At 68.5% G+C, this 23,489-nt stretch carries 22 protein-coding genes; 17 read left to right on the top strand and 5 right to left on the bottom strand.

All coding sequences use genetic code 11. From position 1 onward, the window contains the following. Positions 1-15 precede the first annotated feature (15 nt). Positions 16-333 (bottom strand): hypothetical protein, encoded by a 318-nt coding sequence (locus ACFYRU_RS37640; RefSeq protein WP_387668228.1) that lies wholly within the window; start codon positions 331-333, stop codon positions 16-18. Positions 334-555: 222 nt separating this feature from the next. On the opposite strand from ACFYRU_RS37640, the gene ACFYRU_RS37635 reads away from it, so the two are divergent. The 10 genes from ACFYRU_RS37635 (at position 556) to ACFYRU_RS37590 (ending at position 13,891) form a co-directional block, all read left to right on the top strand. Further along, entirely contained in the window at positions 556-1,980 is a 1,425-nt protein-coding gene (locus ACFYRU_RS37635) for a 3' terminal RNA ribose 2'-O-methyltransferase Hen1 (RefSeq protein ID WP_387668225.1), read from the top strand. Then, on the top strand, positions 1,980-4,505 hold the full coding sequence (locus ACFYRU_RS37630; RefSeq protein ID WP_387668223.1) for a polynucleotide kinase-phosphatase: 2,526 nt from the start codon (positions 1,980-1,982) through the stop codon (positions 4,503-4,505). Before ACFYRU_RS37635 ends, ACFYRU_RS37630 begins: the two co-directional genes overlap by 1 nt. A 230-nt stretch (positions 4,506-4,735) precedes the next feature. Then, the gene (locus ACFYRU_RS37625) at positions 4,736-6,604 is read left to right on the top strand and encodes a glycoside hydrolase family 127 protein (protein WP_387668220.1); all 1,869 of its coding nucleotides are present in this window, start codon (positions 4,736-4,738) and stop codon (positions 6,602-6,604) included. Further along, positions 6,604-8,301 carry an ABC transporter substrate-binding protein gene (locus ACFYRU_RS37620; RefSeq protein ID WP_387668218.1) on the top strand — a complete coding sequence of 566 codons (1,698 nt, stop codon included), beginning with the start codon at positions 6,604-6,606 and terminating at the stop codon, positions 8,299-8,301. Before ACFYRU_RS37625 ends, ACFYRU_RS37620 begins: the two co-directional genes overlap by 1 nt. Continuing rightward, the gene (locus ACFYRU_RS37615; protein ID WP_387668215.1) at positions 8,298-9,245 is read left to right on the top strand and encodes an ABC transporter permease; all 948 of its coding nucleotides are present in this window, start codon (positions 8,298-8,300) and stop codon (positions 9,243-9,245) included. The genes ACFYRU_RS37620 and ACFYRU_RS37615 overlap by 4 nt, the downstream gene beginning before the upstream one ends. Beyond that, positions 9,242-10,225: an ABC transporter permease gene (locus ACFYRU_RS37610; protein WP_387668212.1), complete on the top strand. Its 984-nt coding sequence runs from the start codon at positions 9,242-9,244 to the stop codon at positions 10,223-10,225. The genes ACFYRU_RS37615 and ACFYRU_RS37610 overlap by 4 nt, the downstream gene beginning before the upstream one ends. Continuing rightward, positions 10,222-11,025 (top strand): ABC transporter ATP-binding protein, encoded by an 804-nt coding sequence (locus ACFYRU_RS37605; protein ID WP_387668209.1) that lies wholly within the window; start codon positions 10,222-10,224, stop codon positions 11,023-11,025. Before ACFYRU_RS37610 ends, ACFYRU_RS37605 begins: the two co-directional genes overlap by 4 nt. Next, positions 11,022-11,846: an ATP-binding cassette domain-containing protein gene (locus ACFYRU_RS37600; protein ID WP_387668206.1), complete on the top strand. Its 825-nt coding sequence runs from the start codon at positions 11,022-11,024 to the stop codon at positions 11,844-11,846. Before ACFYRU_RS37605 ends, ACFYRU_RS37600 begins: the two co-directional genes overlap by 4 nt. Beyond that, positions 11,843-13,156, top strand: a complete 1,314-nt coding sequence (locus ACFYRU_RS37595) for an alpha/beta fold hydrolase (RefSeq protein ID WP_387668203.1) — start codon at positions 11,843-11,845, stop codon at positions 13,154-13,156. Before ACFYRU_RS37600 ends, ACFYRU_RS37595 begins: the two co-directional genes overlap by 4 nt. A gap of 39 nt (positions 13,157-13,195) precedes the next feature. Beyond that, entirely contained in the window at positions 13,196-13,891 is a 696-nt protein-coding gene (locus ACFYRU_RS37590) for a GntR family transcriptional regulator (protein ID WP_387668201.1), read from the top strand. On the opposite strand, the gene ACFYRU_RS37585 is transcribed toward ACFYRU_RS37590, so the two are convergent. Continuing rightward, entirely contained in the window at positions 13,879-14,472 is a 594-nt protein-coding gene (locus tag ACFYRU_RS37585) for a TetR/AcrR family transcriptional regulator (protein ID WP_387668199.1), read from the bottom strand. The two genes, ACFYRU_RS37590 and ACFYRU_RS37585, sit on opposite strands and share 13 nt — an antisense overlap. An 89-nt stretch (positions 14,473-14,561) precedes the next feature. Between ACFYRU_RS37585 and ACFYRU_RS37580 the strand changes: the two genes are divergently transcribed. Continuing rightward, positions 14,562-15,002 (top strand): ester cyclase, encoded by a 441-nt coding sequence (locus ACFYRU_RS37580; RefSeq protein WP_387668196.1) that lies wholly within the window; start codon positions 14,562-14,564, stop codon positions 15,000-15,002. A 40-nt stretch (positions 15,003-15,042) separates the two neighbouring features. Here the strand turns inward: ACFYRU_RS37580 and ACFYRU_RS37575 are convergent, their stop codons facing one another. Then, a complete protein-coding gene (locus ACFYRU_RS37575; RefSeq protein WP_387668194.1) occupies positions 15,043-16,038 on the bottom strand; it encodes a carbohydrate kinase family protein in 996 nt (331 codons plus the stop codon). 109 nt (positions 16,039-16,147) lie between these two features. Between ACFYRU_RS37575 and ACFYRU_RS37570 the strand changes: the two genes are divergently transcribed. From ACFYRU_RS37570 to ACFYRU_RS37550, 5 genes are all read left to right on the top strand, one after another. After that, a complete protein-coding gene (locus ACFYRU_RS37570; protein ID WP_387668192.1) occupies positions 16,148-16,783 on the top strand; it encodes an O-methyltransferase in 636 nt (211 codons plus the stop codon). Further along, the gene (locus tag ACFYRU_RS37565) at positions 16,780-17,424 is read left to right on the top strand and encodes an ATP-binding cassette domain-containing protein (RefSeq protein ID WP_387668189.1); all 645 of its coding nucleotides are present in this window, start codon (positions 16,780-16,782) and stop codon (positions 17,422-17,424) included. Before ACFYRU_RS37570 ends, ACFYRU_RS37565 begins: the two co-directional genes overlap by 4 nt. A gap of 100 nt (positions 17,425-17,524) precedes the next feature. Then, complete coding sequence (locus ACFYRU_RS37560; protein ID WP_387668186.1) at positions 17,525-19,066, top strand: DUF6297 family protein; 1,542 nt, start codon at positions 17,525-17,527, stop codon at positions 19,064-19,066. A gap of 51 nt (positions 19,067-19,117) precedes the next feature. Continuing rightward, positions 19,118-19,459, top strand: a complete 342-nt coding sequence (locus ACFYRU_RS37555; protein WP_350851139.1) for a PadR family transcriptional regulator — start codon at positions 19,118-19,120, stop codon at positions 19,457-19,459. Then, positions 19,456-20,016 carry an HAAS signaling domain-containing protein gene (locus ACFYRU_RS37550; protein WP_387668183.1) on the top strand — a complete coding sequence of 187 codons (561 nt, stop codon included), beginning with the start codon at positions 19,456-19,458 and terminating at the stop codon, positions 20,014-20,016. The genes ACFYRU_RS37555 and ACFYRU_RS37550 overlap by 4 nt, the downstream gene beginning before the upstream one ends. Before the next feature lie 117 nt (positions 20,017-20,133). On the opposite strand, the gene ACFYRU_RS37545 is transcribed toward ACFYRU_RS37550, so the two are convergent. Both ACFYRU_RS37545 and ACFYRU_RS37540 read right to left on the bottom strand, forming a co-directional pair. Continuing rightward, positions 20,134-20,886, bottom strand: coding sequence for a peptidoglycan recognition family protein (locus tag ACFYRU_RS37545; protein ID WP_387668181.1), 753 nt, complete (start codon positions 20,884-20,886; stop codon positions 20,134-20,136). A 106-nt stretch (positions 20,887-20,992) separates the two neighbouring features. Continuing rightward, positions 20,993-22,042, bottom strand: coding sequence for an LLM class flavin-dependent oxidoreductase (locus ACFYRU_RS37540; RefSeq protein WP_387668178.1), 1,050 nt, complete (start codon positions 22,040-22,042; stop codon positions 20,993-20,995). A gap of 93 nt (positions 22,043-22,135) precedes the next feature. Here ACFYRU_RS37540 and ACFYRU_RS37535 point away from each other — a divergent pair, with 93 nt between their 5' ends. Then, positions 22,136-23,470, top strand: coding sequence for a DUF2252 domain-containing protein (locus tag ACFYRU_RS37535; protein WP_387668176.1), 1,335 nt, complete (start codon positions 22,136-22,138; stop codon positions 23,468-23,470). The last annotated feature ends 19 nt before the right edge of the window (positions 23,471-23,489 follow it).

The following is a 23,489-nucleotide window of genomic DNA, read 5'->3' as shown; positions in this document are numbered from 1 at the left end:
AGGTACGTACGTCAGTCAGGCCGAGGCGGCGGCTGGGGTGTGGGTGCGCCGGCCGGTGGCGAGGATGTGGGTCAGCTCGCCGGGCAGCAGGTCGGTGCCTGGGACGGGTTCCATCTCGGAGACGTCCAGCCAGCGCACGACGGTCGCACCGCGGTGGCCGTGGACGGCGAGGATCGAGTCCAGGTCCGGCCAGACGGCCGTGGAGGGGTTGGCGCCGTGCCAGCGGAGCGCGACCGAGCCGTCGGTGAAGACACAGCCTTCGGCGACGACTCCGGTCCCGGAGACTCCGCTGATGTCGGTGTAGCGAACGAGTTCGAACGTCTGGGGTTTCACCGGCGGTACCCCTGGGTGCGTGAAAGAGCTGCCATGATCCTTTCCCCGTAGTTGTGGCGTGGGTAGACCTTCGCCACAAACCGGGGACGTGTACAGAATGTCAGCGGGGAAGAACGGCCCGTAGCGACTCTTCTTCTGTTCTCAAGCTAGAACCAATCTGCCCGAACGCGCCAGACCCTAATCCGCGTGTCTCGATCCGCGACACGTGATCGAATACCTCAGGTGTTCCTGACGCTTGGTACCGACCTGTCCGGAGTAGGCGCTCCCGCGAGTGATTTCGGGTTCCTGTTGCACAAGAACCCGGAGCGACCGCAGGCGATCGACGTGACCGGTGGTTCGGCCCATGTGTTCTACCCGGAGGCCACGGCCGAGCGCTGTACGGCGGCCGTGCTGCTGGAGATCGACCCGATCGGTCTGGTCCGGGCCGGCCGCGGCAAGGCCGCCGAGGGGTTCACGCTCGGGCAGTACGTGAACGACCGCCCGTACGCCGCGTCCAGCCTGCTCGCAGTCGCTCTCGGAAAGCTGTTCCGTACGGCGATGAACGGCCGCTGCGACGCCCGCCCGGAGCTCGCCGCGCGGGCGATCCCGCTCAATGTGCACGTACCGGCGCTGCCCTGCAACGGCGGTACCGAGCTCGCGGAGCGGCTGTTCGGGCCGCTCGGGTGGGCCGTCGACGCCCGCCCGGTACCGCTCGACCCGGAGGTGCCGGCGTGGGGCGATTCGCGGTACGTCGACCTGCGGCTGAGCGGCGTACTGCGGCTCGCGGACGCACTCAAACACCTGTACGTGATGCTGCCCGTGCTCGACGACGCGAAGCACTACTGGGTCGGGTCGGACGAGGTCGACAAGCTGGTCCGCGCCGGCGAGGGCTGGCTGGCGGCGCACCCGGACAAGGACCTGATCTCGCGGCGCTACCTCGCGCACCGGCGGTACCTGGCCGACGCCGCCCTGGAACGGCTGGCCGAGGCCGACGGCATCGCGCTCCCGGACGAGTCGTCCGAGGAGGACGGGGTCGCGTTCGCGGCGGAGCCGACGGTGTCGCTCGCGGTCGAGCGGCGTACGACGGTGGCCGGCGTACTGCGGGAACTCGGCGCGCGCCGGATCGCGGACCTCGGCTGTGGCGAGGGCGCGCTGGTCGGCGAACTCCTGAAGGACCCGATGATCGGTGAGCTGATCGCGACCGACGTGTCCGCCCGCGCCCTGATCTCCGCGAAACGCCGCCTGCACTACGACGACCTCCCGGACCGCCAGCGCGAGCGCCTGTCATTCCTCCAGTCTTCGGTGACGTACGCCGATGAGCGCCTCGCCGGCCTCGACGCCGTCGTACTGATGGAGGTCGTCGAACACGTCGACCCACCCCGCCTGCCCGCCCTGGCCGACTCCGTCTTCCGCGCCGCCCGCCCGGCCGCGGTCGTGATGACCACCCCGAACAGCGAGTACAACATCCGTTTCCCGACCCTCCCCGCCGGCAACTACCGCCACCCCGACCACCGCTTCGAGTGGACCCGGGAGGAATTCCGCACCTGGTCAACCCAGACCGCAGACCGCTACGGCTACCAGGTCGACTTCCGCCCCGTGGGTTCCGACGACCCAGAGGTGGGTCCGCCGACCCAGCTCGCTCTGTTCCGTCGGGAGGAGGCGAACTGATGCAGATTCCGAAGCTCTGTCTGGTGGTGCTCGTCGGTGCGAGCGGGTCCGGGAAGTCGACGTTCGCGCGGAAGCACTTCCTGCCTACCGAGGTGATCTCGAGCGACTTCTGCCGGGGGCTGGTGTCGGACGACGAGAACGACCAGGCCGCCACGAAGGACGCCTTCGAAGTACTCAACTTCATCGCCGGGAAACGCCTCGCCGCCGGACGGCTGACCGTCATCGACGCGACGAACGTCCAGCCGGAGGCCCGCAAGGAACTCGTCAACCTGGCGCGGGAGTACGACGTACTCCCGGTCGCGATCGTCCTCGATCCGCCGGAGCGGGTGTGTGTCGAGCGGAACGAGCAGCGCGCCGACCGCCAGTTCGGCAGCAAGGTGGTGGTCCGGCAGCGCTCGCAACTCAAGCGCGGCCTGCGCAGCCTCAAACGCGAAGGCTTCCGCACCGTCCACGTCCTCGACACCGTCGACGAGATCGATGCCGTCAGCATCGAACGTACCCGGCTCTACAACGACCTCACCGACCAGACCGGACCGTTCGACATCATCGGCGACGTCCACGGCTGCCGCCCGGAACTCGAGCGCCTGCTCACCGACCTCGGCTACACCCTGACGCGTGACGACCTCGGTCGTCCTGTCAACGCTGCCCACGCCATGCAGCCCGGCCGTCGCGCGGTCTTCGTCGGCGACCTGGTGGACCGTGGTCCGGACAGCCCCGGCGTACTCCGCCTCGTCATGGGAATGGTTGCTGACGGCAACGCGTACTGCGTGCCGGGGAACCACGAGGACAAGCTGCTCCGCGCGCTCCGCGGCAAGAACGTGAAGATCAGCCACGGCCTGGAAACGACGCTGGAGCAACTCGCCGGCGAGCCGGAAGAGTTCCGCGACCAGGTCGCCACCTTCATCGACGGTCTGATCTCGCACTACGTCTTCGACGGCGGGAACCTGGTCGTCTCGCACGCGGGGCTGGTCGAGCGGATGCTCGGCCGTACGTCCGGACGCGTCCGCTCGTTCTGCCTGTACGGCGAGACGACGGGCGAGACCGACGAGTTCGGGCTGCCGGTGCGCTACCCGTGGGCGAACGACTACCGCGGCCGCGCGACCGTCGTCTACGGCCACACGCCGACGCCGGAGCCGGAGTGGATCAACAACACGATCTGCCTCGACACCGGGTGCGTGTTCGGCGGATCGCTGACCGCGCTGCGCTATCCGGAGCGGGAGCTGGTCTCCGTACCGGCCGCCGAGGAGTACTACCCGCCCGCGAAACCGTTGCACGTGGCAACCGCACCGGCGCGCGAACCCGACGTACTCGAACTCACCGACGTGACCGGCCGGCGGGTGATCGAGACCGCTACGCACGGGCGGCTCAGCGTCCGCGCCGAGCAGGCCGGCGCGGCGCTGGAGGTGATGAGCCGGTTCGCGATCGATCCGCGGTACCTGCTGTACCTGCCCCCGACGATGAGCCCGGTCGCGACGTCGCCGGAGCCGGGGCTGCTGGAGCACCCGCGGCAGGCGTTCGAGACGTACCGCGGGCAGGGCGTGACCGAACTCGTGTGCGAGGAGAAGCACATGGGTTCGCGGGCCGTCGTACTGCTGACCCGGGACGACGACGTGGCGGAGAAGCGGTTCGGCCTGGGCGGACGCGGCGCGATCCACACCCGCACCGGGCGTTCGTTCTTCGGTCCGGAACTGACCGACGAGCTGTTGCTGCGCCTGCGTTCCGTCGCCGAGCAGGCCGGGTTGTTCGCCGAGCTGGACACGTCGTGGATCCTGTTCGACGCCGAGCTGCTCCCGTGGAGCGCGAAGGCCGAGGACCTGCTTCGGAACCAGTACGCCGCCGTCGGCGCGGCCGCGCGTACTTCGTTGCCCGCTGCAACCGCTGCGCTACGGGCTGCTCGCGACAGCGGGTTGGAGGTTGGTGGGCTGCTGGAGTCGATGGAGCGGCGGGCTGCGAACGCGGAGCGGTTCACCGAGGCGTACCGGCGGTACTGCTGGCCGACGGACGGGCTCGACGGCGTGCGGCTGGCGCCGTTCCAGGTGCTCGCGTCCGAAGGCGCGACGTACGAGGAGCAGCCGCACGCCTGGCACCTCGCGATCGCGGACCGGATGGTTGCCGAAGGCCCGGAACTGATCACGCCGACGCGCCGCCTGTGGGTCGGCGCGGACGACTGGGACGCCGGCATCGCGTGGTGGGAGGAACTGACCGGTGCCGGGGGAGAGGGGATGGTCGTCAAGCCGGCCGCCAACCTCACGCGGACGGCGAAGGGTCTCGCCCAGCCGGGGCTGAAGGTGCGCGGGCAGGAGTACCTGCGGCTCATCTACGGCCCCGACTACACCGAGCCCGCCAACTTCACCCGCCTGCGGGACCGCAACCTCGGCCACAAACGGTCGCTCGCCCTCCGCGAGTACGCCCTCGGCCTCGAGTCCCTGGCTCGCGCCGCCCGCGGCGAACCACTGTGGCGCATCCACGAATGCGTCTTCGCCGTCCTGGCCCTCGAATCCGAACCGATCGACCCCCGCCTCTGATGTGCAAGCTCGACAGGATGTGTCGCGTGGACGGGTAGTGCACCTGAGCGTGAACGTGTCCGCGCGTACACCGTCTCGCCGGTGCACTACCTGTCGAGCTTGCACGTCATCACCCCGCCGCGAACAGCCATCCGGCAGAAGACCGGATTGGGAGCGGTGGTTGTGTCCGGCTTGTAAACGTCTGACGGAATCTCTTGGCAAGGTGTGACATTGCACTTAAGGTCTGTGCAATGTCACACGGTACAGAGGTGGAGCTGACCGGGGGACTCCTGCGCGGGTGGCAGGAGCGGAACCGGGCGGCGACGATCCCGCACGCGATCGCGGAACTGCGCAAGGCCGGGAACCTGGAGAACCTCCGGCGGCTGAGCGATCCGTCGGTCGGGGCGTACCGCGGGCGGTACCCGTTCCTGGACACGGACCTGTACAAGACGCTGGAAGGGCTGGCGTACGAGGTCGGGCGAGCGGATGCACCGGCCGGGGCGCGCGAGTTCTTCGACGAGGTCGTCGTACTGCTCGAGGAGGCGCAGGCCGACGACGGGTACCTGAACTCGTACTTCCAGGACCCGGACCAGCCGAAGCAGCCGTGGTCGGACCTCGGCTGGGGGCACGAGTTGTACAACCTCGGTCATCTGATCCAGGCGGCGGTCGCGGCCCAGCGGCAGTTGTCTGACGGCAGATTGCTGACGATCGCCCGTCGGTTCGCGGACCTCGTCGTGCGGAAGTACGGCGTGGACGGCGAGGCGGTGATCGACGGTCATCCCGAGGTCGAGATGGCGCTGGTCGAGCTTTATCGAGAAACCGGCGAGCTGGACTACCTGACCCAGGCGCGGTTGTTCGTCGACCGGCGCGGGCGGGGGAAGCTCAAGCACACGATCTTCCCGGGGGAGTACTTCCAGGACCACGTGCCGTTCCGTGAGCTGCCGTCCGTCACCGGGCACGCCGTACGGATGGCGTACCTCGCGGCGGGGGCGGCCGACGTACACCTGGAGACCGGCGACCCGACGCTGCTCGTGGCGCTGGAGCGGCTGTGGGACGACATGGTCGCGACCAAGCTGTACCTCACCGGAGGTCTGGGCAGCCGGCACTCCGACGAGGCGATCGGTGACCGGTACGAACTGCCGTCGGAGCGCGCGTACGCCGAGACGTGCGCGGCGATCGCGACGATGCAGTGGGCCTGGCGGATGTTCCGCGCGACGGGTGCCGCGAAGTACCTCGACGTGTACGAGACCGTGCTCTACAACGCCTACGCCGTTGGGCTTTCGGCCGATGGTACGGCGTTCTTCTACGACAACCCGCTGCAGCGGCGTCCCGACCACGAGCAGCGTTCCGGTGCCGAGGACGGCGGCGAACTCCTCCGCCGCTCCTGGTTCGGCTGCCCCTGCTGCCCACCCAACATCATCCGCTGGATGTCCGAACTCCAGGACCACGTCGCACTGGTCCGCGACAACACCCTCCACATCGGCATCTACACCAACGCCCGCATATCCACCGAGGACCTGTCCCTCACCGTAACCACCAACTACCCGTGGGACGGCGACATCACCCTCACCATCAACCAAGCACCCCCGACCGAACAGACAATCGCCCTCCGCATCCCAACCTGGACCACGACCCCAACCCTCACCACACCTGGCCAAACCGCCGAACCTCTTGTCCCACAGCTGGAGGAAGACGGGTGGGTTCGCGTTCGGAGGACATTCGTCGCTGGAGATGTCATCCGGCTGACGTTGCCAATGGCCCCCAGAGCACACGGCGCCCATCCGTACCTGGACGCGGCCCGGGACGCGATCGCTGTCGCCCGAGGCCCGGTCGTCTATTGCGTAGAGCAACAAGATGTGGAAGCCCCGGTGGACGACCTGCTCCTGTCACCGACAGCCGTCGCGAAGGCGGCGGTACGGGTCGACGGCGAGCATGTCGTACTCGACGCGACTGTGGGAGTCGCCCCACCGCCGGCGCGCGAGCTGTACCCGGTGATCACCGAAACGCCCAAGGAAAAGGCCTCCCGGCACGTCCCGGCGACCTTCGTGCCGTACTTCCTGTGGGGAAACCGTCAGCCCCTGGCCATGCGTGTGTGGCTGCGAACCGAAAGAGAAGACTGATGAAGAGAACCTCCAAACTGGTCGGGTTGGTGGCGACAGCCGCCCTCGCACTCACCGCGTGTGGCGGCGGCGGAACGTCCGGCACCAAGGGCGAAGCGGCCGGTCCCGGCGCGAAGGCCGTCAAGGGCGGCACCCTGCAGGTACTGGCGAACGCAGGCTTCTCGCACCTCGACCCGGCCCGCGGGTTCGACGGCGGCGTGAACAACTTCTACCGGCTGATCTACCGAACGCTGACCACCCAGGGCGCGGCGCCGGGCGCGGACGGTACGAAGATCGTCCCGGACCTCGCCACCGACACCGGCAAGCCGACCGACGGCGGCAAGACCTGGACGTTCACGCTGAAGGACGGCCTGTTCTTCGAGACCGGCGCGCCGATCACCAGCGCCGACGTGAAGTGGGGTGTCGAACGCGCCTGGGACCCCGAGATCGGGATCGGTTCGCCGTATGCGAAGCAGCTGATCGAGGCGCCCGCCTCGTACCAGGGCCCGTACAAGTCCGGCGATCTGCCGACGATCCAGACCCCGGACGCGAAGACGATCGTCTTCCACCTGAAGAAGCCGTTCGCGGACTTCGGCAGCGTGGTCGCGCAGAACACCTTCACCCCGATTCCGAAGGGTCAGGGCACGGGTAACACCCTGGACAGCAAGCCGATCGCATCCGGCCCGTACAAGCTGGCCGAGTACAAGCCCGGCGCGTCGCTCAAGCTGGTCCGCAACGACAAGTGGGACAAGAAGACCGACGACGTCCGGACCGCGAACCCGGACGTGTTCCAGTGGACCTTCGGGCTCGACCCGGCGACGATCGACGAGCGGATGATCGCCGGCCAGGGTACGGACGCCGACGCGATCGCCGGTACCGTCCAGGCCGCCAGCGTCGCCCGGATCCAGACGCCGCAGCTCAAGCAGCGCACGATGAACGGCATCAACGGCTGTACGACCTACCTGGGGCTGAACACCACCAAGAAGCCGCTCGACGACGTCAAGGTCCGGCAGGCGATCAACCTCGCCGTCAACAAGCAGACGGTCCGGGACGCCGACGGCGGCTCGGCGCTCGCCGAGCTCGGGACGTCGATCCAGCCGCCGACGCTGATCGGCCGGGTGGACTACGACCCGTACCCGAGCCCGGACCACAAGGGCGACGCCGACGGCGCTCGTAAGCTGCTCACCGAAGCGGGCTTCGCCAATGGCTTCACGATGACGCTCGACACCCGCGCGCAACCGAAGATGCAGGCGATGGCGGTCGCGATCCAGCAGGCGCTCGAGCCGCTGAAGATCACCGTCAAGATCAACACGATCGACACCGCGACGTACTACGAGGTGATCGGTACGACGTCGCAGCAGCACGACGCCGCGATCACCGGGTGGTGCCCGGACTGGCCGTCCGGCGCGACCTTCCTGCCGCCGCTGTTCGACGGCCGCAACATCACCCCGAAGGGCAACACGAACCTGTCGCAGCTGAACGACCCGGGGGTGAACGCGAAGATCGACGAGATCTCGAAGCTCGCCGACGTGACCGCCGCGAACAAGGCGTACGGCGAACTTGACAAGCAGATCATGGCGCTCGCGCCGATCGTCCCGCTGCTGTACGAAAAGGTCCTGATGCTTGTCGGCAGCAACATTGGTGGCGCCTACCTTCACGACGGGTTCTCCGGCGGCATCGACCTGGTGTCGGTGGGCCTGAAGGACGCGAGCAAGTGACCACGAGCCCCACCCTGGTCGAGGTCGAGGAGGTGGTGCCGACTGCGGCACCACCCGCCTCTGGTCGCCGGCTGCTCACCACGATCACGCGGGACAAAGGCGCGCTGGCCTGCCTCGTGTTCCTCGGGATCGTGGTGCTGATGGCGGTCGCCGCGCCGCTGATCACCAAGCTCAGCGGCTGGGGGCCGTACCAGTTCGACTCGGCCGCGATCAACTCCGACCTCGGCGGCGTACCGCACGGTGCGCTCGGCGGGATCAGCGGCTCGCACTGGTTCGGTGTCGAGCCGCAGAACGGCCGCGACCTGTTCGCGCGGATCGTGTACGGCGCGCGGGTGTCGATCACGATCTCGTTGTCGGCAACCCTGCTGACCGGAATCCTCGGGGTCGTGCTCGGCATGCTGGCGGGCTTCTACCGCGGTTGGGTCGACCAGGTGATCTCGCGGTTGATGGACTTCCTGATGGCGTTCCCGGCGCTGATCTTCATGATCGCGATCCTGTCCTCGCTGCCGTCCGGGAACCGGCCGGTGCTGCTGGTCGTGGTGATCAGCGCGTTCGGCTGGCCGTACCTGGCGCGGGTGATCCGCGGCCAGACGATGACGCTGGCGAACCGTGAGTTCGTCGAGGCGGCGCGGGCGTCCGGGGCGAAGGACAGCCAGCTGGTTTTCCGCGAGATCCTGCCGAACCTGCGCGGCTCGATCGTGGTGATGACCACGCTCGCGATCCCCGGCTACATCGGTACCGAGGCGGGCCTGTCGTTCCTCGGCGTCGGAGTCTCGCCGCCGACGGCGTCCTGGGGCCAGATGATCTCGAGTTCGGTGAGCTGGTACTCGGTGGACCCGATGTTCTTCGCGATCCCGGGCGCGTTCCTGTTCCTCACCGTGCTCTCGCTGACCGTGCTCGGCGACAAGATCCGCACGCTCATCGACCAAGGAGAAGCCGCATGACGCGCTACGTCCTCGGCCGGTTCGGTGGCGTCGTACTGATCCTGCTGGCCGTTTGTCTGTTCACGTACCTGATCTTCTTCGAGCTGTCGCCCGATCCGGCGGTGATGATCTGCGGCAAGACCTGTACGCCGGAACGGATCGACTCGATCCGGAACGTGCTCGGGCTGAACCAGCCGATCCTGACCCAGTTCTGGGAGTTCGTCAGCGGCATCTTCGCCGGCCGCGACTACGGGTCGGTGCACTGCTCGGCGCCGTGTCTCGGGTACAGCTTCCAGACCAACGAGTCGGTGTGGAGCATGATCACCGCGCGGCTGCCTGTGAGCATCACGGTCGCCGTCGGTGCCGCCGTACTGTGGCTGCTCGCCGGTGTGATCGGCGGGCTGATCAGCGCGGTCAAGCAGGGGACCTGGTGGGACCGGTCCGCGATGGCGCTCGCACTCGGCGGGGTCAGCGTGCCGAACTACGTGCTCGCGCTCGTGCTGCAGTACGTCCTGGTCGTGAAGTTGCAGGTCCTGCCGTTTCCGTCGGCGGTGTCGTTCGTCGACAATCCTGTTGTCTGGTTCGAGTCGTACCTGATGCCGTGGGTCGTGCTCGCGGTCGGCTACGCCTGTCTGTACGCGCGGTTGACCCGGAGCAATGTGATCGACACGTTGTCGGAGAACTACTACCGGACAGCCCGCGCCAAGGGACTGAGCAGCTCGCTGATCATGCGCCGGCACGCGCTCCGCCCGGCGCTGACGCCGATCACGACGATCTTCGGGATGGACTTCGCCGGCCTGCTCGGCGGCGCGCTGATCACCGAGACCGTTTTCGGGCTGAACGGGATCGGCAAGCTGGCGGCCGATTCGATCGCCAAGAACGACCAGCCGGTGATCATGGCGGTGACCCTGCTGGCCGCGTTCTTCGTTGTCATCGGCAACGTTGTCGTGGACCTGCTGTACACCGCGCTCGATCCGCGGGTCCGGGTGGTGTCCGCATGAGTGACGAACTTTTGATTGTCGACAATCTGACAGTCACGTTGCCGACCAGCCGTGGGCCGGCCGACGTGGTGAAGAACGTGTCGTTCACGGTCGGGCGGGACGAGACCGTCGGCATCGTCGGCGAGTCCGGATCGGGCAAGTCGATGACCGCGCTCGCCGTCCTCGGCCTGTTGCCGCGCGGCGCCCGGACGTCGGGCAGCGTCAAGCTCGACGGCCAGGAGCTGCTCGGCCGTTCGGACCGGGAGCTCAGATCCGTACGGGGCAACGCGATCTCGATGGTGTTCCAGGATCCGTTGTCGTCGCTGAACCCGTACTACACCGTGGGTCTGCAGATCTCCGAGATGTACCGGACGCACCGCGGCGGATCGCGGCAGGCGGCCCGCCAGGTCGCGATCGAGGCGCTGGAACGAGTAGGGATCCCCGACCCGGCGCGCCGCGTCGACCACTACCCGCACCAGTTCTCCGGCGGCCAGCGGCAACGGGTCATGATCGCGATGGCCTTGTGCTGCTCGCCGTCGTTGCTGATCGCCGACGAGCCGACCACCGCGCTCGACGTGACGGTGCAGGCGCAGATCCTGGAGTTGCTGGCCGAGCTGCAGTCGACGACCGGTACCGGGCTGATGTTCATCACCCACGACCTCGCGGTGATCAGCTCGATCGCCCAGCGAGTACTGGTGATGCAGTCGGGTGATCCGGTCGAGTACGGGACGGCGGAGCAGGTGTTCTCGGATCCGCGGCACGAGTACACCCGGATGCTGCTGGACGCCGTACCGCGAATCGACGACGAGGTAGCGTCATGACATTGCTGGAAGTGAAGGGCGTGACGAAGGAGTTCGTCACCCGGGGCGAGGGTGCGCGGGCCCGGAAGTCGACGTTCACCGCGGTGGACGACGTCAGCTTCGAGGTCGAGCTCGGTGAGACGCTGGCCATCGTCGGCGAGTCCGGCAGCGGGAAGTCCACCACGGCCCGGATCGCGGCCCGGCTGCTGGAACCCACGAGCGGTACGGTCGTCTTCGACGGACAGGACGTCACCCGGGCCCAGGGCAAGGATCTCGCGACGTTCCGGAACAACGTGCAGGTGGTGTTCCAGGACCCGTTCTCGTCGCTGAACCCGCGGTACACCGTCGAGCGGATCATCACCGCGCCGCTCACGTACCAGGGCATCGCGCCGACTCCGAACCGGACCGCGTTCGCGCAGGAGCTGATGGAGCGGGTCGGCCTGAACCCGGACCACTGCCGGCGGTACCCGGCGCAGTTCTCCGGCGGGCAGGCGCAGCGGATCGGGATCGCCCGGGCGCTGGCCGTGAACCCGAAGCTGGTGATCTGCGACGAGGCTGTCTCGGCGCTGGACGTGTCGATCCAGGCGCAGGTACTGGAGCTGCTGATGCGGCTGCAGCGGGAGAGTGGGTTCAGCTACGTCTTCATCGCGCACGACCTGGCTGTGGTTCGGCAGATCTCGCAGCGGGTCGCGGTGATGAACCGGGGCAGAATCGTGGAGCTGGGGTCGCGGGACCAGGTGTTCGGTGCGCCCCAGGATTCCTATACCAAGACGTTGCTGGCGGCCGTACCGCGGATCAATCCGGAGTGGGATGCGCGGCGGCGGCAGAAGGAGGCGGGATGATCAGCTACACGATTCCCCGGATGTACGTACGTGAGCACACCGTCGACGTCCCCTTGGACTGGGATGCCAAGGGAGCCGCTCTCGGTGAAGCGGGCCGGGGCGGGGTGGGTGAGTCGATCAGCCTGTTTGCCCGGGAGTTGGTTGATCCGGCTCGAGTGGACGAGGAGCTGCCTGTACTGCTGTTCTTGCAGGGCGGGCCTGGTGGGAAGGGGCCGCGGCCGGTCGGGGCGGACGGGTGGATCGGGCGGGCGTTGAAGACGCATCGGGTCGTGCTGATGGACCAGCGCGGCACCGGGCGCAGTACGCCGGTGAGCGGCCGGAAGATGGCGTCGATGACGGCCGAGGAAGGCGCCGCGTACCTCGCGTGTTTCCGGGCGGACTCGATCGTGGCGGACGCGGAGCACCTGCGGAAGACCGTGTTCGGTGGCAAGCGCTGGTCGACGCTCGGCCAGAGCTACGGCGGCTTCCTCACGCTCACCTACCTGTCGCAAGCGCCTGAAGGTCTGAGTGCTTGCTACGTCACCGGCGGTCTCGCGTCGATCGACCCGTCGGCCGCCGAGGTCTACCGGCGGACGTATCCGCGGGTCGCGGCGAAGAACCGTGAGTTCTACCGGCGCTACCCGCACAACGTGGAGCGGATCGCCCGGATCGCCGATCGGCTCGCGGCGGACGACGTACGGCTGCCTGATGGTGACCGGTTGACCGTACGGCGCTTGCAGTCGCTGGGCATCGACTTCGGGATGAAGCCCGGCTACGAGCGGATCCACTGGCTGATCGACGAGGCGTTCGACGGCGACGAGCTGTCCGACACGTTCCTGGGCCAGGTGCAGGCCCAATCGTCGTACCTCGGGAATCCGCTGTTCGCGGCGCTCCAGGAGAGCATCTACGGGTCCGGCGACGGTGCGACCGCCTGGGCGGCCGAAGCGGAGCGCGCGCGGCATCCGGAGTTCGCCGAGGATGCGCGGCCGCTGCTGTTCACGGGCGAGATGATGTACCCCTGGATGTTCGCCGAGATCCGCGGGCTGCGGCCGTTCCGGGGCGCCGTCGAACTGCTCGCGCAACGCCCGAGCTGGCCGGCCTTGTACGACCTCGAGAAGCTGGCGGCGAACGACGTACCGGTGGCCGCCGCGGTCTACTTCGACGACATGTACGTCGACTCCGGGCTGCAGCTGGACACCGCGAACCGGGTCGGGAACGTACAGGCCTGGGTGACGAACGAGTACGAGCACGACGGACTCGGCGCGGACCGGGTGTTCGAGCGGCTCCAGGAGCTGGTCGCCTCGATCGGGGGTGGCGTCCGGGATCGGTGACCGGCGTGTTTCACAATAGGCCACCAGGGAGGTGAAGAGATGACTGCCGATTCGACGGAGCCGATGCAGCCGCAGCCGAGCGTACGGCGGCTGGCGCACCGCGAGAACCTGCGCGACAGCGTCGCGAACGCGCTCCGGGCGGCGGTGATCTCCGGCGAGCTGAAGCCGGGGGAGGTGTACTCGGCGCCGACGCTCGGTGCCCGGTTCGGCGTCTCCGCGACCCCGGTCCGGGAGGCGATGCTCGACCTGGTCCGCGAGGGCCTGGTGATCTCGCTGCGGAACAAGGGCTTCCGGGTCACCGAGGTGTCCGACGACGACCTGGACAACGTGGCCGCGGTCCGGCAGCTGATCGAGCCGCCGACGGTCCGCGACGTGGTGCCGGTGATCCCGGTGAAGGACTACCCGCGGCTGCGCCGGCTGGCCGAGGACATCGTGGTCGCGGCCGAGGCCGGTGACCTGATCGCGTACATCGAGGCCGACCGGGTCTTCCACGTCACGCTGCTCGCGTACTCCGGGAATCAGAAGCTCGTCGACGTCGTGTCGGACCTGCGGTCGCAGACCCGGCTGCTCGGACTCACCCCGCTGGTCGAGAGCGGCCGCCTGGTCCCGTCCGCGACCGAACACCACGAGCTGCTGGACCTCATGGAGACGGGCGACGGCGAGGGCGCCGAGCAGCTGATGCGCCGCCACATCGGCCATGTCCGCGGTCTCTGGGCCCGCTCTCAGAGCAGCTGACGGTTCAGTGAGTCCGCGACAAACGCTTCGAACTCGGCCGGCGTCCAGCCGGACTCGCTGACCAGCTCCTGGTACACGCCCGGGGCCGCAAGCGCGCGGTAGATCGCCTGCGCCTGGTCGAGCGGGACCCGCAACACGTCGCCGAGCGAGGCGATCATCGCGTCCATCACTTCGTTGCGCCCGGCAAGCTTCGAGCGCAGCAACGCCTTGGTTTCGGGGCTCTCGTCGGTCGCGGCCTCGAAGATCAGCACCACGTCGAAGCCGGCCGAGTACAGGTTCGTCAGCCACCCGGCCGCGCCGCTGAGCCGTTCGACCGGGTCGGCGATCGCGAACACCTGCTGGGCCCGCTCCAGCGCGCCGGCCTCGGTCAGCCACAGGTCGCAGATCAGCGACAGGATCTCCCGCTTGGTGCCGAACGCGGAGTAGACCGTCCGGGTCGCGACGCCGGCGTCCTTGGCGATCGCGTCGATGCTGGTGGCGCCGTACCCCTGCGCACCGAACAGCCGGCGCGCCGCCTGCGCGATCCGGATCCGGGTCTCCTCCGCCTGCACCTGGCGATAGGTCTTGACAGGCTCGGCCATGCCGGAACATTATCACTGTGTTCAGTGCAGTAACACTGCATCGAGTGCACGACTACTGAATTGGGCACGATTCGTCAATTGGGGGAGTCATGGAAGGACCGTTGGAGGTTCTGGAGCGGATCCTGCACGAGGGGTTCGCGACCGGGAACGAGGCGATCGTCGACGAGGTGTGCGCGCCGGACCTGATCGAGCACCAGTTCGGCCTGGCCGGGCGTGGCGAGCAGGCGCGGGCGCAGGTGAAGGCCGCGATCCGGCAGGTGCACGAGCTGATGCCGGACATCGTCTACACGCTGGAGGACTCGGTCGTCGTCGGCGACCTGGTCTGGGCGCGCGGCCGGGCCCGCGGTACGGCGACCGGCGGGTTCTTCGGACCGCCGAGCAACGCGCCGATCGACATCGCGCTGTTCGAGCAGGCGCGCGTCCAGGACGGCCGGATCGTGGAGCACTGGGGCAACCCGGACCGCTTCGCCCTGCTCGCCCAAACCGGCGCCCTGGATCGGCTGGCTGGGAAACAATTCGCCACGGAGTGACGCTTTCTTTCCCGACCGCCTTTCCTGACCGCGAGGGGGGTCAGGCCGACCTGAGGGCCTGCTTGGCGGTGGCGGCGGCGGTCGCGCCGTAGGCGCTGGTGAGCCGGTCGAGGAACGTCGGGTGGTCCAGGGTGTACTCCTGGGTGCCGACCGTCTCGAGGACCGTGGTCGCGAGCGTGCAGCCGAGGTGGGCGGCGGCCTCGTGGTCGAGACCGGCGGCGCGACCGGTCAGATAGCCGGCCCGGAACGCGTCGCCGCCGCCGGTCGGGTCCACCAGTCCCGGCGCCGGCACCGCCGGGACCTTCGCCAGGATGCCCGTGCCGCCGGACAGTCCACCAGCCTCGATCACCACGCCGTCGCCGCCGTGCGTGGTGATCCGTACGCCGACCCGCTGCAGGATCTCGTCGTGGCTCCAGCCGGTCTTCTGCGCCATCAGGCCGGACTCGTACTCGTTGCTGAACAGGTACGCCGCCCCGTCGACGAGAGTCCTGATGTCGGCGCCGTCCATCCGGGCCAGCTGCTGCGACGGGTCCGCCGCCACCGCGATCCCGTGCTCCTTCGCCAGCCGGGTGTGCTTGAGCATCGCGTCCGGGTCGTCGGCGCCGATCAGCACCAGGTCCACACCGCCCGCGGCCTGGTGGATCGCGCCCAGGTCGAGCTCCCGCGCCTCGGCCATCGCACCGGTGTAGAACGAGGCGATCTGGTTCGCGTCCAGGTCCGTCGTACAGGTGAACCGCGCGGTGTGTACGTTCTCGCAGACGCGGACATGCGACACGTCCACGCCGGCCGCCGTCAGCGCCGCGCCGTACTCGGCGAAGTCGGCGCCGACCGAGCCGACCAGCAGCGACGGGTACCCGAGCTGGGCCATCCCGTAGCAGATGTTCGCGCCGACCCCGCCGCGGTGTACGACCAGCTCGTCGACCAGGAAGGACAGCGACACCTTGTGCATCTGTTCTTCGAGGAACTGGTCCTTGAACCGGCCCGGGAACGTCATCAGGATGTCGGTCGCGATCGATCCGGCGATGGCGATTCGCATGCTTGGTGCTCCCTCGTCTTTTATGGCAGAGCTGGGGTGGGTGTACGGGCTTTGGGCAACCCATAGAGACTACAAGGCGACGACTTAATACACGGAGGGCGGAACTTCCATGGGCCATCAGGTGCCGGTGACCGAGGAACTGCACGACTACATGCTCGCCCACGGGATGCCGCTGGACGAGATCGCGACCGAGTTGCGGGCCGAGACCGAGCAGCTCGGCAGCCCGGCCGGGATGCTGACCACCGCGGACCAGGCCGGTCTGCTGACCACGCTGACCCGGCTGATCGGGGCGCGCCGGGCGGTCGAGATCGGGACCTTCACCGGGTTCTCGGCGCTGGCGATCTCCCGCGGGCTGCCCGACGACGGCGAGCTGATCTGCCTTGACGTCAGCGACGAGTGGACGTCGATCGGCCGCAAGTACTGGGAGCGCGCCGGGGTCGCGGACCGGATCGACCTGCGGATCGGCGACGCGCACGAGTCGGTGACCAAGCTCGACGGCTCGTTCGACCTGGCGTTCGTCGACGCGGACAAGGACTGGTACGTCAAGTACTACGAGACCGTGCTGCCGCTGATCCGGCCGAACGGGCTGCTGCTGTTCGACAACACGCTGGCCGGCGGCCGGGTGATCAACGCGGACGGACCGGCCGACCGCAAGGAGTTCAACGCGCACGTCGCCCGGGACGTTCGGGTCGACGTCATCATGCTCGGCATCGGCGACGGGCTGACCCTGGTCCGCAAGAAGTGAGCAAGAAGGCGGCGCCCAGGCTGTCCGTGGCGGGGCTGCAGCACAAGTACGGCGACCGCCCGGTGATCGAGGGGCTGAACTTCACCCTCGCCGCCGGGCAGGCGATCGCGCTGGTCGGGCCGAACGGCGCCGGCAAGACGACCGTACTCAAGTGCATCGTCGGCGCGGCCGTCCCGGCGGCCGGGAAGATCCTGCTCGACGGCCAGCCGATCGACGAGCGCGCCGAAGTGGTCCGCCGCGACGTCGCCACGCTGCTCGACGACCTGGACTTCTTCCCGGACCTGACCGCGGCCGAGCACCTCGACCTGCTCGCGCGCGCCCACGGGAACGCGACGCCGGAGGACCTGGTCGACACGATCCTCGACGACATCGGCCTGCTCCCGGCGGCCGACCAGTTGCCCGGCTCGCTGTCGTCGGGTCAGCGCCGCCGGCTCGCGCTCGCGACCGCGCTGGTCCGCCCGCGCAAGCTGATGGTGCTCGACGAACCCGAGGCACGGCTCGACACCGGCGGCGTGCAGTGGCTGTCCGACCGGCTGGTCGAGGAGAAGAAGTCCGGTACGGCGATCCTGTTCGCCAGCCACGACCCCGCTCTCGTCGAGACGGTCGCGGACTCCGTCGTCACGCTCACCCCGCTGCCATGAGCGCCCATCATGCACCACATCGGGTTTCCGGAACATTTTCGGCGCCTGGAGCCGAATTGTTTCCGGAGATCGGCGGTCCGGCCGGGAACGGGGCTGACGGATGAGCGGAGCGGAGGGACCGGTGCAGTTCGACCCGGCGGACTTCGGTGCGATCCCGACGTCGCGGTCGATCCGGCAATGGATGCGGAACACCCGGCGCCAGCACGCGGACCGGTCGTTCTGGGAGATCTTCGAGGACATCTACCTGGTCGTCTTCACGTTGCTGATGGCCGGCGCGACCGGCGGCAACGTGGTCCGGCACCTGAACTCGAACGCGGCCGGCTGCTCGTCGCTGAGCTGCCACCAGTTGACCTCGTGGTTCCCGTTGATCGTCATACCGTTGCTGCTGGCAACCACACTCCGGGTGCTGCTCGCCGTCGGCCCGGTCTCGGCCTCCCGCGCGACCGGCTTCTGGCTCCTCGCCACCCCGATCAACCGGTCGTCCCTCCTGCGCCCGGCCTATCGGTTGGTGATGTTTACGGTCGCTGTGATCGGCGTCATCGTCGGCGCCCTCATCTGGGCCCTCATCGGCGCCCCGCTGCACGACGTCTTCGAAGCAGCCGTACTGATCGCCGCTGCTTTGGTGTGCGCATCAGTCGCAACGGTATGGGCTCAGCAGACAGCACGGCGTACCTGGTGGACACTGCGGGTGGCGGATGTGCTCCTCCTGCTGGCCGTCGTACCAGCGGTCGCTCTCGCGCTTCAGCCTCGTCCTGAGGCGAATGTGCAGCACGTCGACGTGGTGCTGACGTTCGCCGAGGCTCAGCAGGTCGAAGACGACGGCGGTCAGTTCGTTCTGCTGTCCGCGGTCGCGGTGGTGGTGTGCCTCGCCTTGGCGCTCTTCATGTCGCGGACGCTTGATCGGCTGGGGCGGATCAGTGTGATTGCGGGTGGTGAGCTGCTGGCCGGGCTGGCGGGTGCGGCGAGCAGTCTGGACATCAGCATGCTCGGTGACGTGATCGCCGGCCGGCACTGGCGGTTGAAGGGGCGGGTGCGGTCGCATCGCGGGCGCGGCGCGAACGGGGCCGCGATCGTGCAGCGCGAGTTCCGGCGGATCCTGCGCTGGCCGCGGCGGCTCGCGGTCGCGTTCGGGCTGCTCGTCGTTCCGTACGCCGTCCACGGCGCCGGGTTCCACGTACTCGTACCGATTGCCGCCGCGATCGCCGGCTTCATCGCCGTACGACCTCTGCTCGACGGACTCCGTACGGCGTGCCGCTCGACCGGGCTGGTCCGCGCCCTCGGCTGGGACCTGCGTGAACTGCGAGTGGTGATGGCCGTCGTACCGGCCGGTGTCACGATCCTCTGGGCGGCGTGCGCGTCCCCGGCGATCGGCAGCGCCGCGTCGACGTTCGCCGTTGCCGCGGGCATCATCACCGGTACCGTCCGGCAGGCGTCCGCGCGCCCGCCGTCGTACGCTGGCCCGCTCGTCACGTCGCCGATGGGCGCGATCCCGCCCGGCCTGTTCTCGCAGCCGGCCCGTGGGTTCGACCTGCTGATGGTCTGCCTCGCGCCGGTGCTGCTCAATCTGAGCAGTCTGTGGGTGGTGGTCATTCCGTCGGTCGTGATCGCCGGGATGTTCGCGGTCCGGCCCAAGACCGACTGACGGGTCAATCTTTCTTGCAGGATCTTGGTGCGGACAGGTACCTTGTGTCGCATGGTAGCCGAGAAGGTCTTCACGCAGCTGCGCCGCGGGACGCTGGAGTTCTGCGTCCTGGCGCTGTTGCAGGGAGAGCCCCGGTACGGTTTCGAGTTGGTGAAGGCGTTGGGTGAGGTCGACGGTCTGGTCACGACCGAAGGCACGATCTACCCACTGCTGGCCAGGCTGCGCCGCGAAGGCCTGGTCGAAACCAGCTGGCAGGAGTCCGAATCGGGCCCGCCGCGGCGGTACTACACCTCGACACCCGAGGGCAGCCAGGCGCTGGCCGCGTTCACCGCGGACTGGCAACGGTTCTGCGCCTCGGTCGACAAGATCTTGCAGAGTGGGAGACGGGGATGAATATGGAACTGGACAGCGACCGCCTGGTCGAGGCGTACCTGAACGAGCTGGCCACGGAGGCCGCGGCGCTGCCGGCCGGACGGCGCGACGAACTGCTCGCCGACATGAAGGCGCACATCGCCGAGGCGCGGGCGGGCGGTGCGACGTCCGAGGACGAGATCCGGGAGGTGCTGCAGCGGCTCGGCCGGCCGAGCGAGATCGTTGCCGCCGCCACCGAGGGCCTGGTACAGGTCGAGATCGGACCGCGGCTGCGCCCGCAGGACTTCGTCGCGGTCGGGCTGCTGCTGTTCGGTCCGTACCTGCTGTCGTTCAGCGTGATCCTGGCTGTGGTCGCCTGGGGGGTCGGCCTCGGGCTGCTTTGGACGTCGAACCGCTGGACCACGCTGTGGAAGCTGATCGGCACTTTGAGCTGGCCGCTCGGGTACACCGCCGCGTTTGTGCTGGACGGCTTCTTCCAGGCCCCGATCTGGCTCAGCATGACGGCCGACACGGTGGTCTCGATCGGCGTGATCGCCGCCCTCCTACTGACCGCCCGCCCCCCGCGTCAGCGCTCGTAGACCAGCCACTTCCGCCCGACCCCGGCCGGTCGCGCCCTTCGGACGGGCGCGGCCGGTGTGCTGGAGGTAGGCCTGCGTCAGCTCCAGCCGCGCCGCCAGCTCGGTGAGGTCCACGGGCTACTGCTGCTGGCCGTCCGCCGGGGGTTCCGGGTCCGGGGGAACCAGCGGCTGGTCGAGGCCGGTGTTCTCGGCGACGGCCGCGTGGGTGACGGCCGCCTCGATCCGGTTCAGTTGTTTGCGCAACGCCGTACCGGTGCCGGTGGGAGCGGCCCAGAACCGCTTCATGTACTCCTCGATCTCGGCCTGCATCATGGCCCTGAGCTGAGCTTGTGTGTACGGCAAGTCGTCCTCCACGTGACCTGGGGTGAAGTCGCCGCGGGCAATCGCGGCGCGGGCGGGATCGCCGGGGCAGTCGGTCGGCTCCGGGCGGACCGCGGAGTGCGGCCGGATCGCCGTACCGCGGGGGTAGAGCTTACGGAAATCGGCGATCACCGCGCGAGTGGTTGCCTTCATCGCCGCGGACGGCTGCTCGCCGGTGACCAGCACCAGCAGGATCGCGCCGTACCGGTCGTTCACGTCGGCGTCGCCGTTCGCACCGGACTTGGTGCGCATCCCGCGCAACGTCCAGGCCCGGCCGGCCTGGTCCACCGCGATCTGGTACGCGATGTCCGACCAGCCGCGCGTGTCCATGTGGTAGTCCTGCCAGCCACGCAACGCCGACGCGACCGCCGCCTGCGTGTGGATGACCTTCGTCGAGCCGGTCCCCGGCCAGTGGATGACCGCGCCCTGGACATGGGACACGATCAGATTCCCCGGCCCGGCGTTCGGCGGCCGCGCATTCCACGCGGACCGGGGCAGATAGTTGACCATAGTGCTCCTCACATGCCTCACCACGCCACATACCCACTGCTGGCGCTCGGTAATCAACCGATCACACAGGGCATGCGGAGTCAAGCCGTGACCACATCCAATCAGTTCAGGAGAGCAGGGGGAGGAGTTGGTCGCCGATGCGGACGGTTTCTTCGCGGTACGGGGTGTCGGAGAGGATGAAGTGGGTGATGCCTAGGTCGCGGTAGCGGCGGAGGGACTTGGCTACGTCGTCAGGGGAGCCGACCAGCCAGGTGGTGCCGGCGCCTCCGCCGCCGTACTTGCCGGGGGCGGTGTAGAGGTTGTCGTCGAGGACCTCGCGGCGTTCGGCCAGGTCGAGGAGCCGTTGCTGGCCTACTGCTTTGAACCAGCGGTGGTCCCGGGAGCCTTGTTTTTCGGCCATCTGCGCGACCTTGGCCTCGGCGTCGGCCCAGGCCTTCTCAGTGGTGTCGCGCACGAGCGTCGTGATGCGCAGGCCGAACTCCAGCGGCGGGTGCTCGCGGCCGAGCTCGTTCTCCAGTTCGCGCAGCTTGGCGATCCGGGCGGCGACGCCGTCCAACGGTTCGCCCCAGAAGAGTTGTACGTCGGCGTCGGTCGCGGCCACTCGTTGCGCCGCGTCGGACGCGCCGCCGAAGTACAGCGTGGGATGCGGGCGGCCCTCGCGGACGACGGGACGCGTGGCGACGGTGGATCCGCTGACGGAGAAGTACTCTCCGTCGTATGTGACGTCCTCCTCGGTCCACAGGCGCCGTACGAGTTGGAGAAACTCCTTCGTACGGGCGTACCGCTGCGGCTGATCACCTTCGCTGTCGCCGTACGCCGCGAGGTTGTCCTGGCCGGAGACGATGTTGATCAGCAGCCGCCCGCCGATCAGCTGGTCGAGCGTGCTGGCGGCGGACGCGAAGTGCGCCGGATGCCAGTAGCCGGGACGGATCGCCGCGAGCGGCTGGAAGGTCGTCGTACGGGCAGCGAGCGCGGTCGCCACCGTGAAGGTGTCCGGCCGGCCCCAGCCGGTGCCGAGCAGGGCGCCGGACCAGCCGTGGTCCTCGGTCAGGCGGGCGAGTTCGGTGAGGCGCTCGATGCTGTTGTGTCCCTGGACGGTGTCGTCCCCGCGGTGGCCGGGGTCGACCTGGTTCGGGATGTACCAGAGGAAAGTCATGATCAGCAGAGTAAGTCTATTCGATTACTTGACTTTGGGTGTCTCGGGTCGTGGTCTGCTCCGTCGGCGGTGGATCGTGGGACGCTGAGGTGCATGGACGAGCAGTTGACCGCGAAGGAGCGGGCGGCGCGGGGCAAGGCGGTGCGTCAGCAGGTCCCGCTGGACGCGCACGCGGAGGTCCGGCTGAGCCCGACGCGGGATCCGGTCGGGTTGCTGCTGACCCAGGCGGAGGGGCGGGTGCCGGCGCTGGTACCGATCCGGCACGGGCGGATGCTGGTCTCGCCGTTCACCTTCTACCGTGGCGCGGCGCTGGTGATGGCGGCCGATCTCGCGGAGACGACGCCGACCGGCCTCGAGGTGCAGCTGTGTGGTGACGCGCACCTGTCGAACTTCGGCGCGTACGCCTCGCCCGATCGGCGGCTGGTGTTCGACATCAACGACTTCGACGAGACGCTGCCGGGATCGTTCGAGTGGGACGTGAAGCGGCTGGCGGCGAGCTTCGTGGTGGCGGGGCGGGACAACGGGTTCGACGCCAAGCAGTGCCGTGAGGTGGTGCGTACCGTCGTACGGCATTATCGCGAAGCGCTGCGGGAGTTCGCCGGGCAGCCGATTCTCGCGGTCTGGTACGCGCGGCTGGATGTCGAGGAGGTCGCCCGGCAGTACAAGGCCTATACCAGGACCAGCATGCAGGCGATCGGCAAGCTGACGTCCTTGGCCGACGGGCATCGCCGGATCGTCTCGGATCCACCGTTGGTCGTCCCCATGAACGAGCTGACCGACCTCGACGGACCCGCCGTTCTCGCTCAGTTGCGGAATCTCATGGAGGGGTACCGCGGCACACTGCAGCCCGACCGCCGGCACCTGCTCGACAACTACCGGCTGGCCGACATCGCGCACAAGGTGGTCGGCGTCGGGAGTGTCGGTACGCGCGCGTGGATCATGCTGCTCGAGTCGACCGTCGCCGACGAAGCGCTGCTGTTGCAGGCGAAACAGGCCGGCCCGTCGGCGTTGTCGACGTACGCCGGTCCTTCTGCGTATGCCAATCAAGGCGAGCGGGTGGTCGCCGGGCAGCGGCTGATGCAGGCTGCCAGCGACATCTTCCTCGGCTGGCTCCGCGCCGACACCGCCGACGGGGAGCAGGACTACTACGTCCGCCAACTCCGCGACTGGAAACTGTCCGCCGACATCGACACCCTCAACCCCGAAGCCATGACCCTGTACGCCCGCCTCTGCGGCTGGACCCTCGCCCGAGCCCACGCCCGCTCCGGCGACCGCTTCGCCCTGGCCGCCTACCTGGGCAAATCCACCCGCTTCGACGAAGCCATCACCACCTTCGCCACCACCTACGCCGACCTCAACGAATCAGACCACCAAACCTTCACCCAAGCCGCCACCTCCGGCCGCATCGAAGCCCGAACGGGAGTCTGACTCAGTAGCAGCAGTTCTC

Origin of the sequence: Kribbella sp. NPDC004536, from assembly GCF_042873835.1 — a bacterium.
Taxonomy (GTDB): domain Bacteria; phylum Actinomycetota; class Actinomycetes; order Propionibacteriales; family Kribbellaceae; genus Kribbella.
The sequence above is the reverse complement of the archived record's forward strand: the minus strand, read 5'-3'. Positions and strand labels throughout refer to the sequence as shown.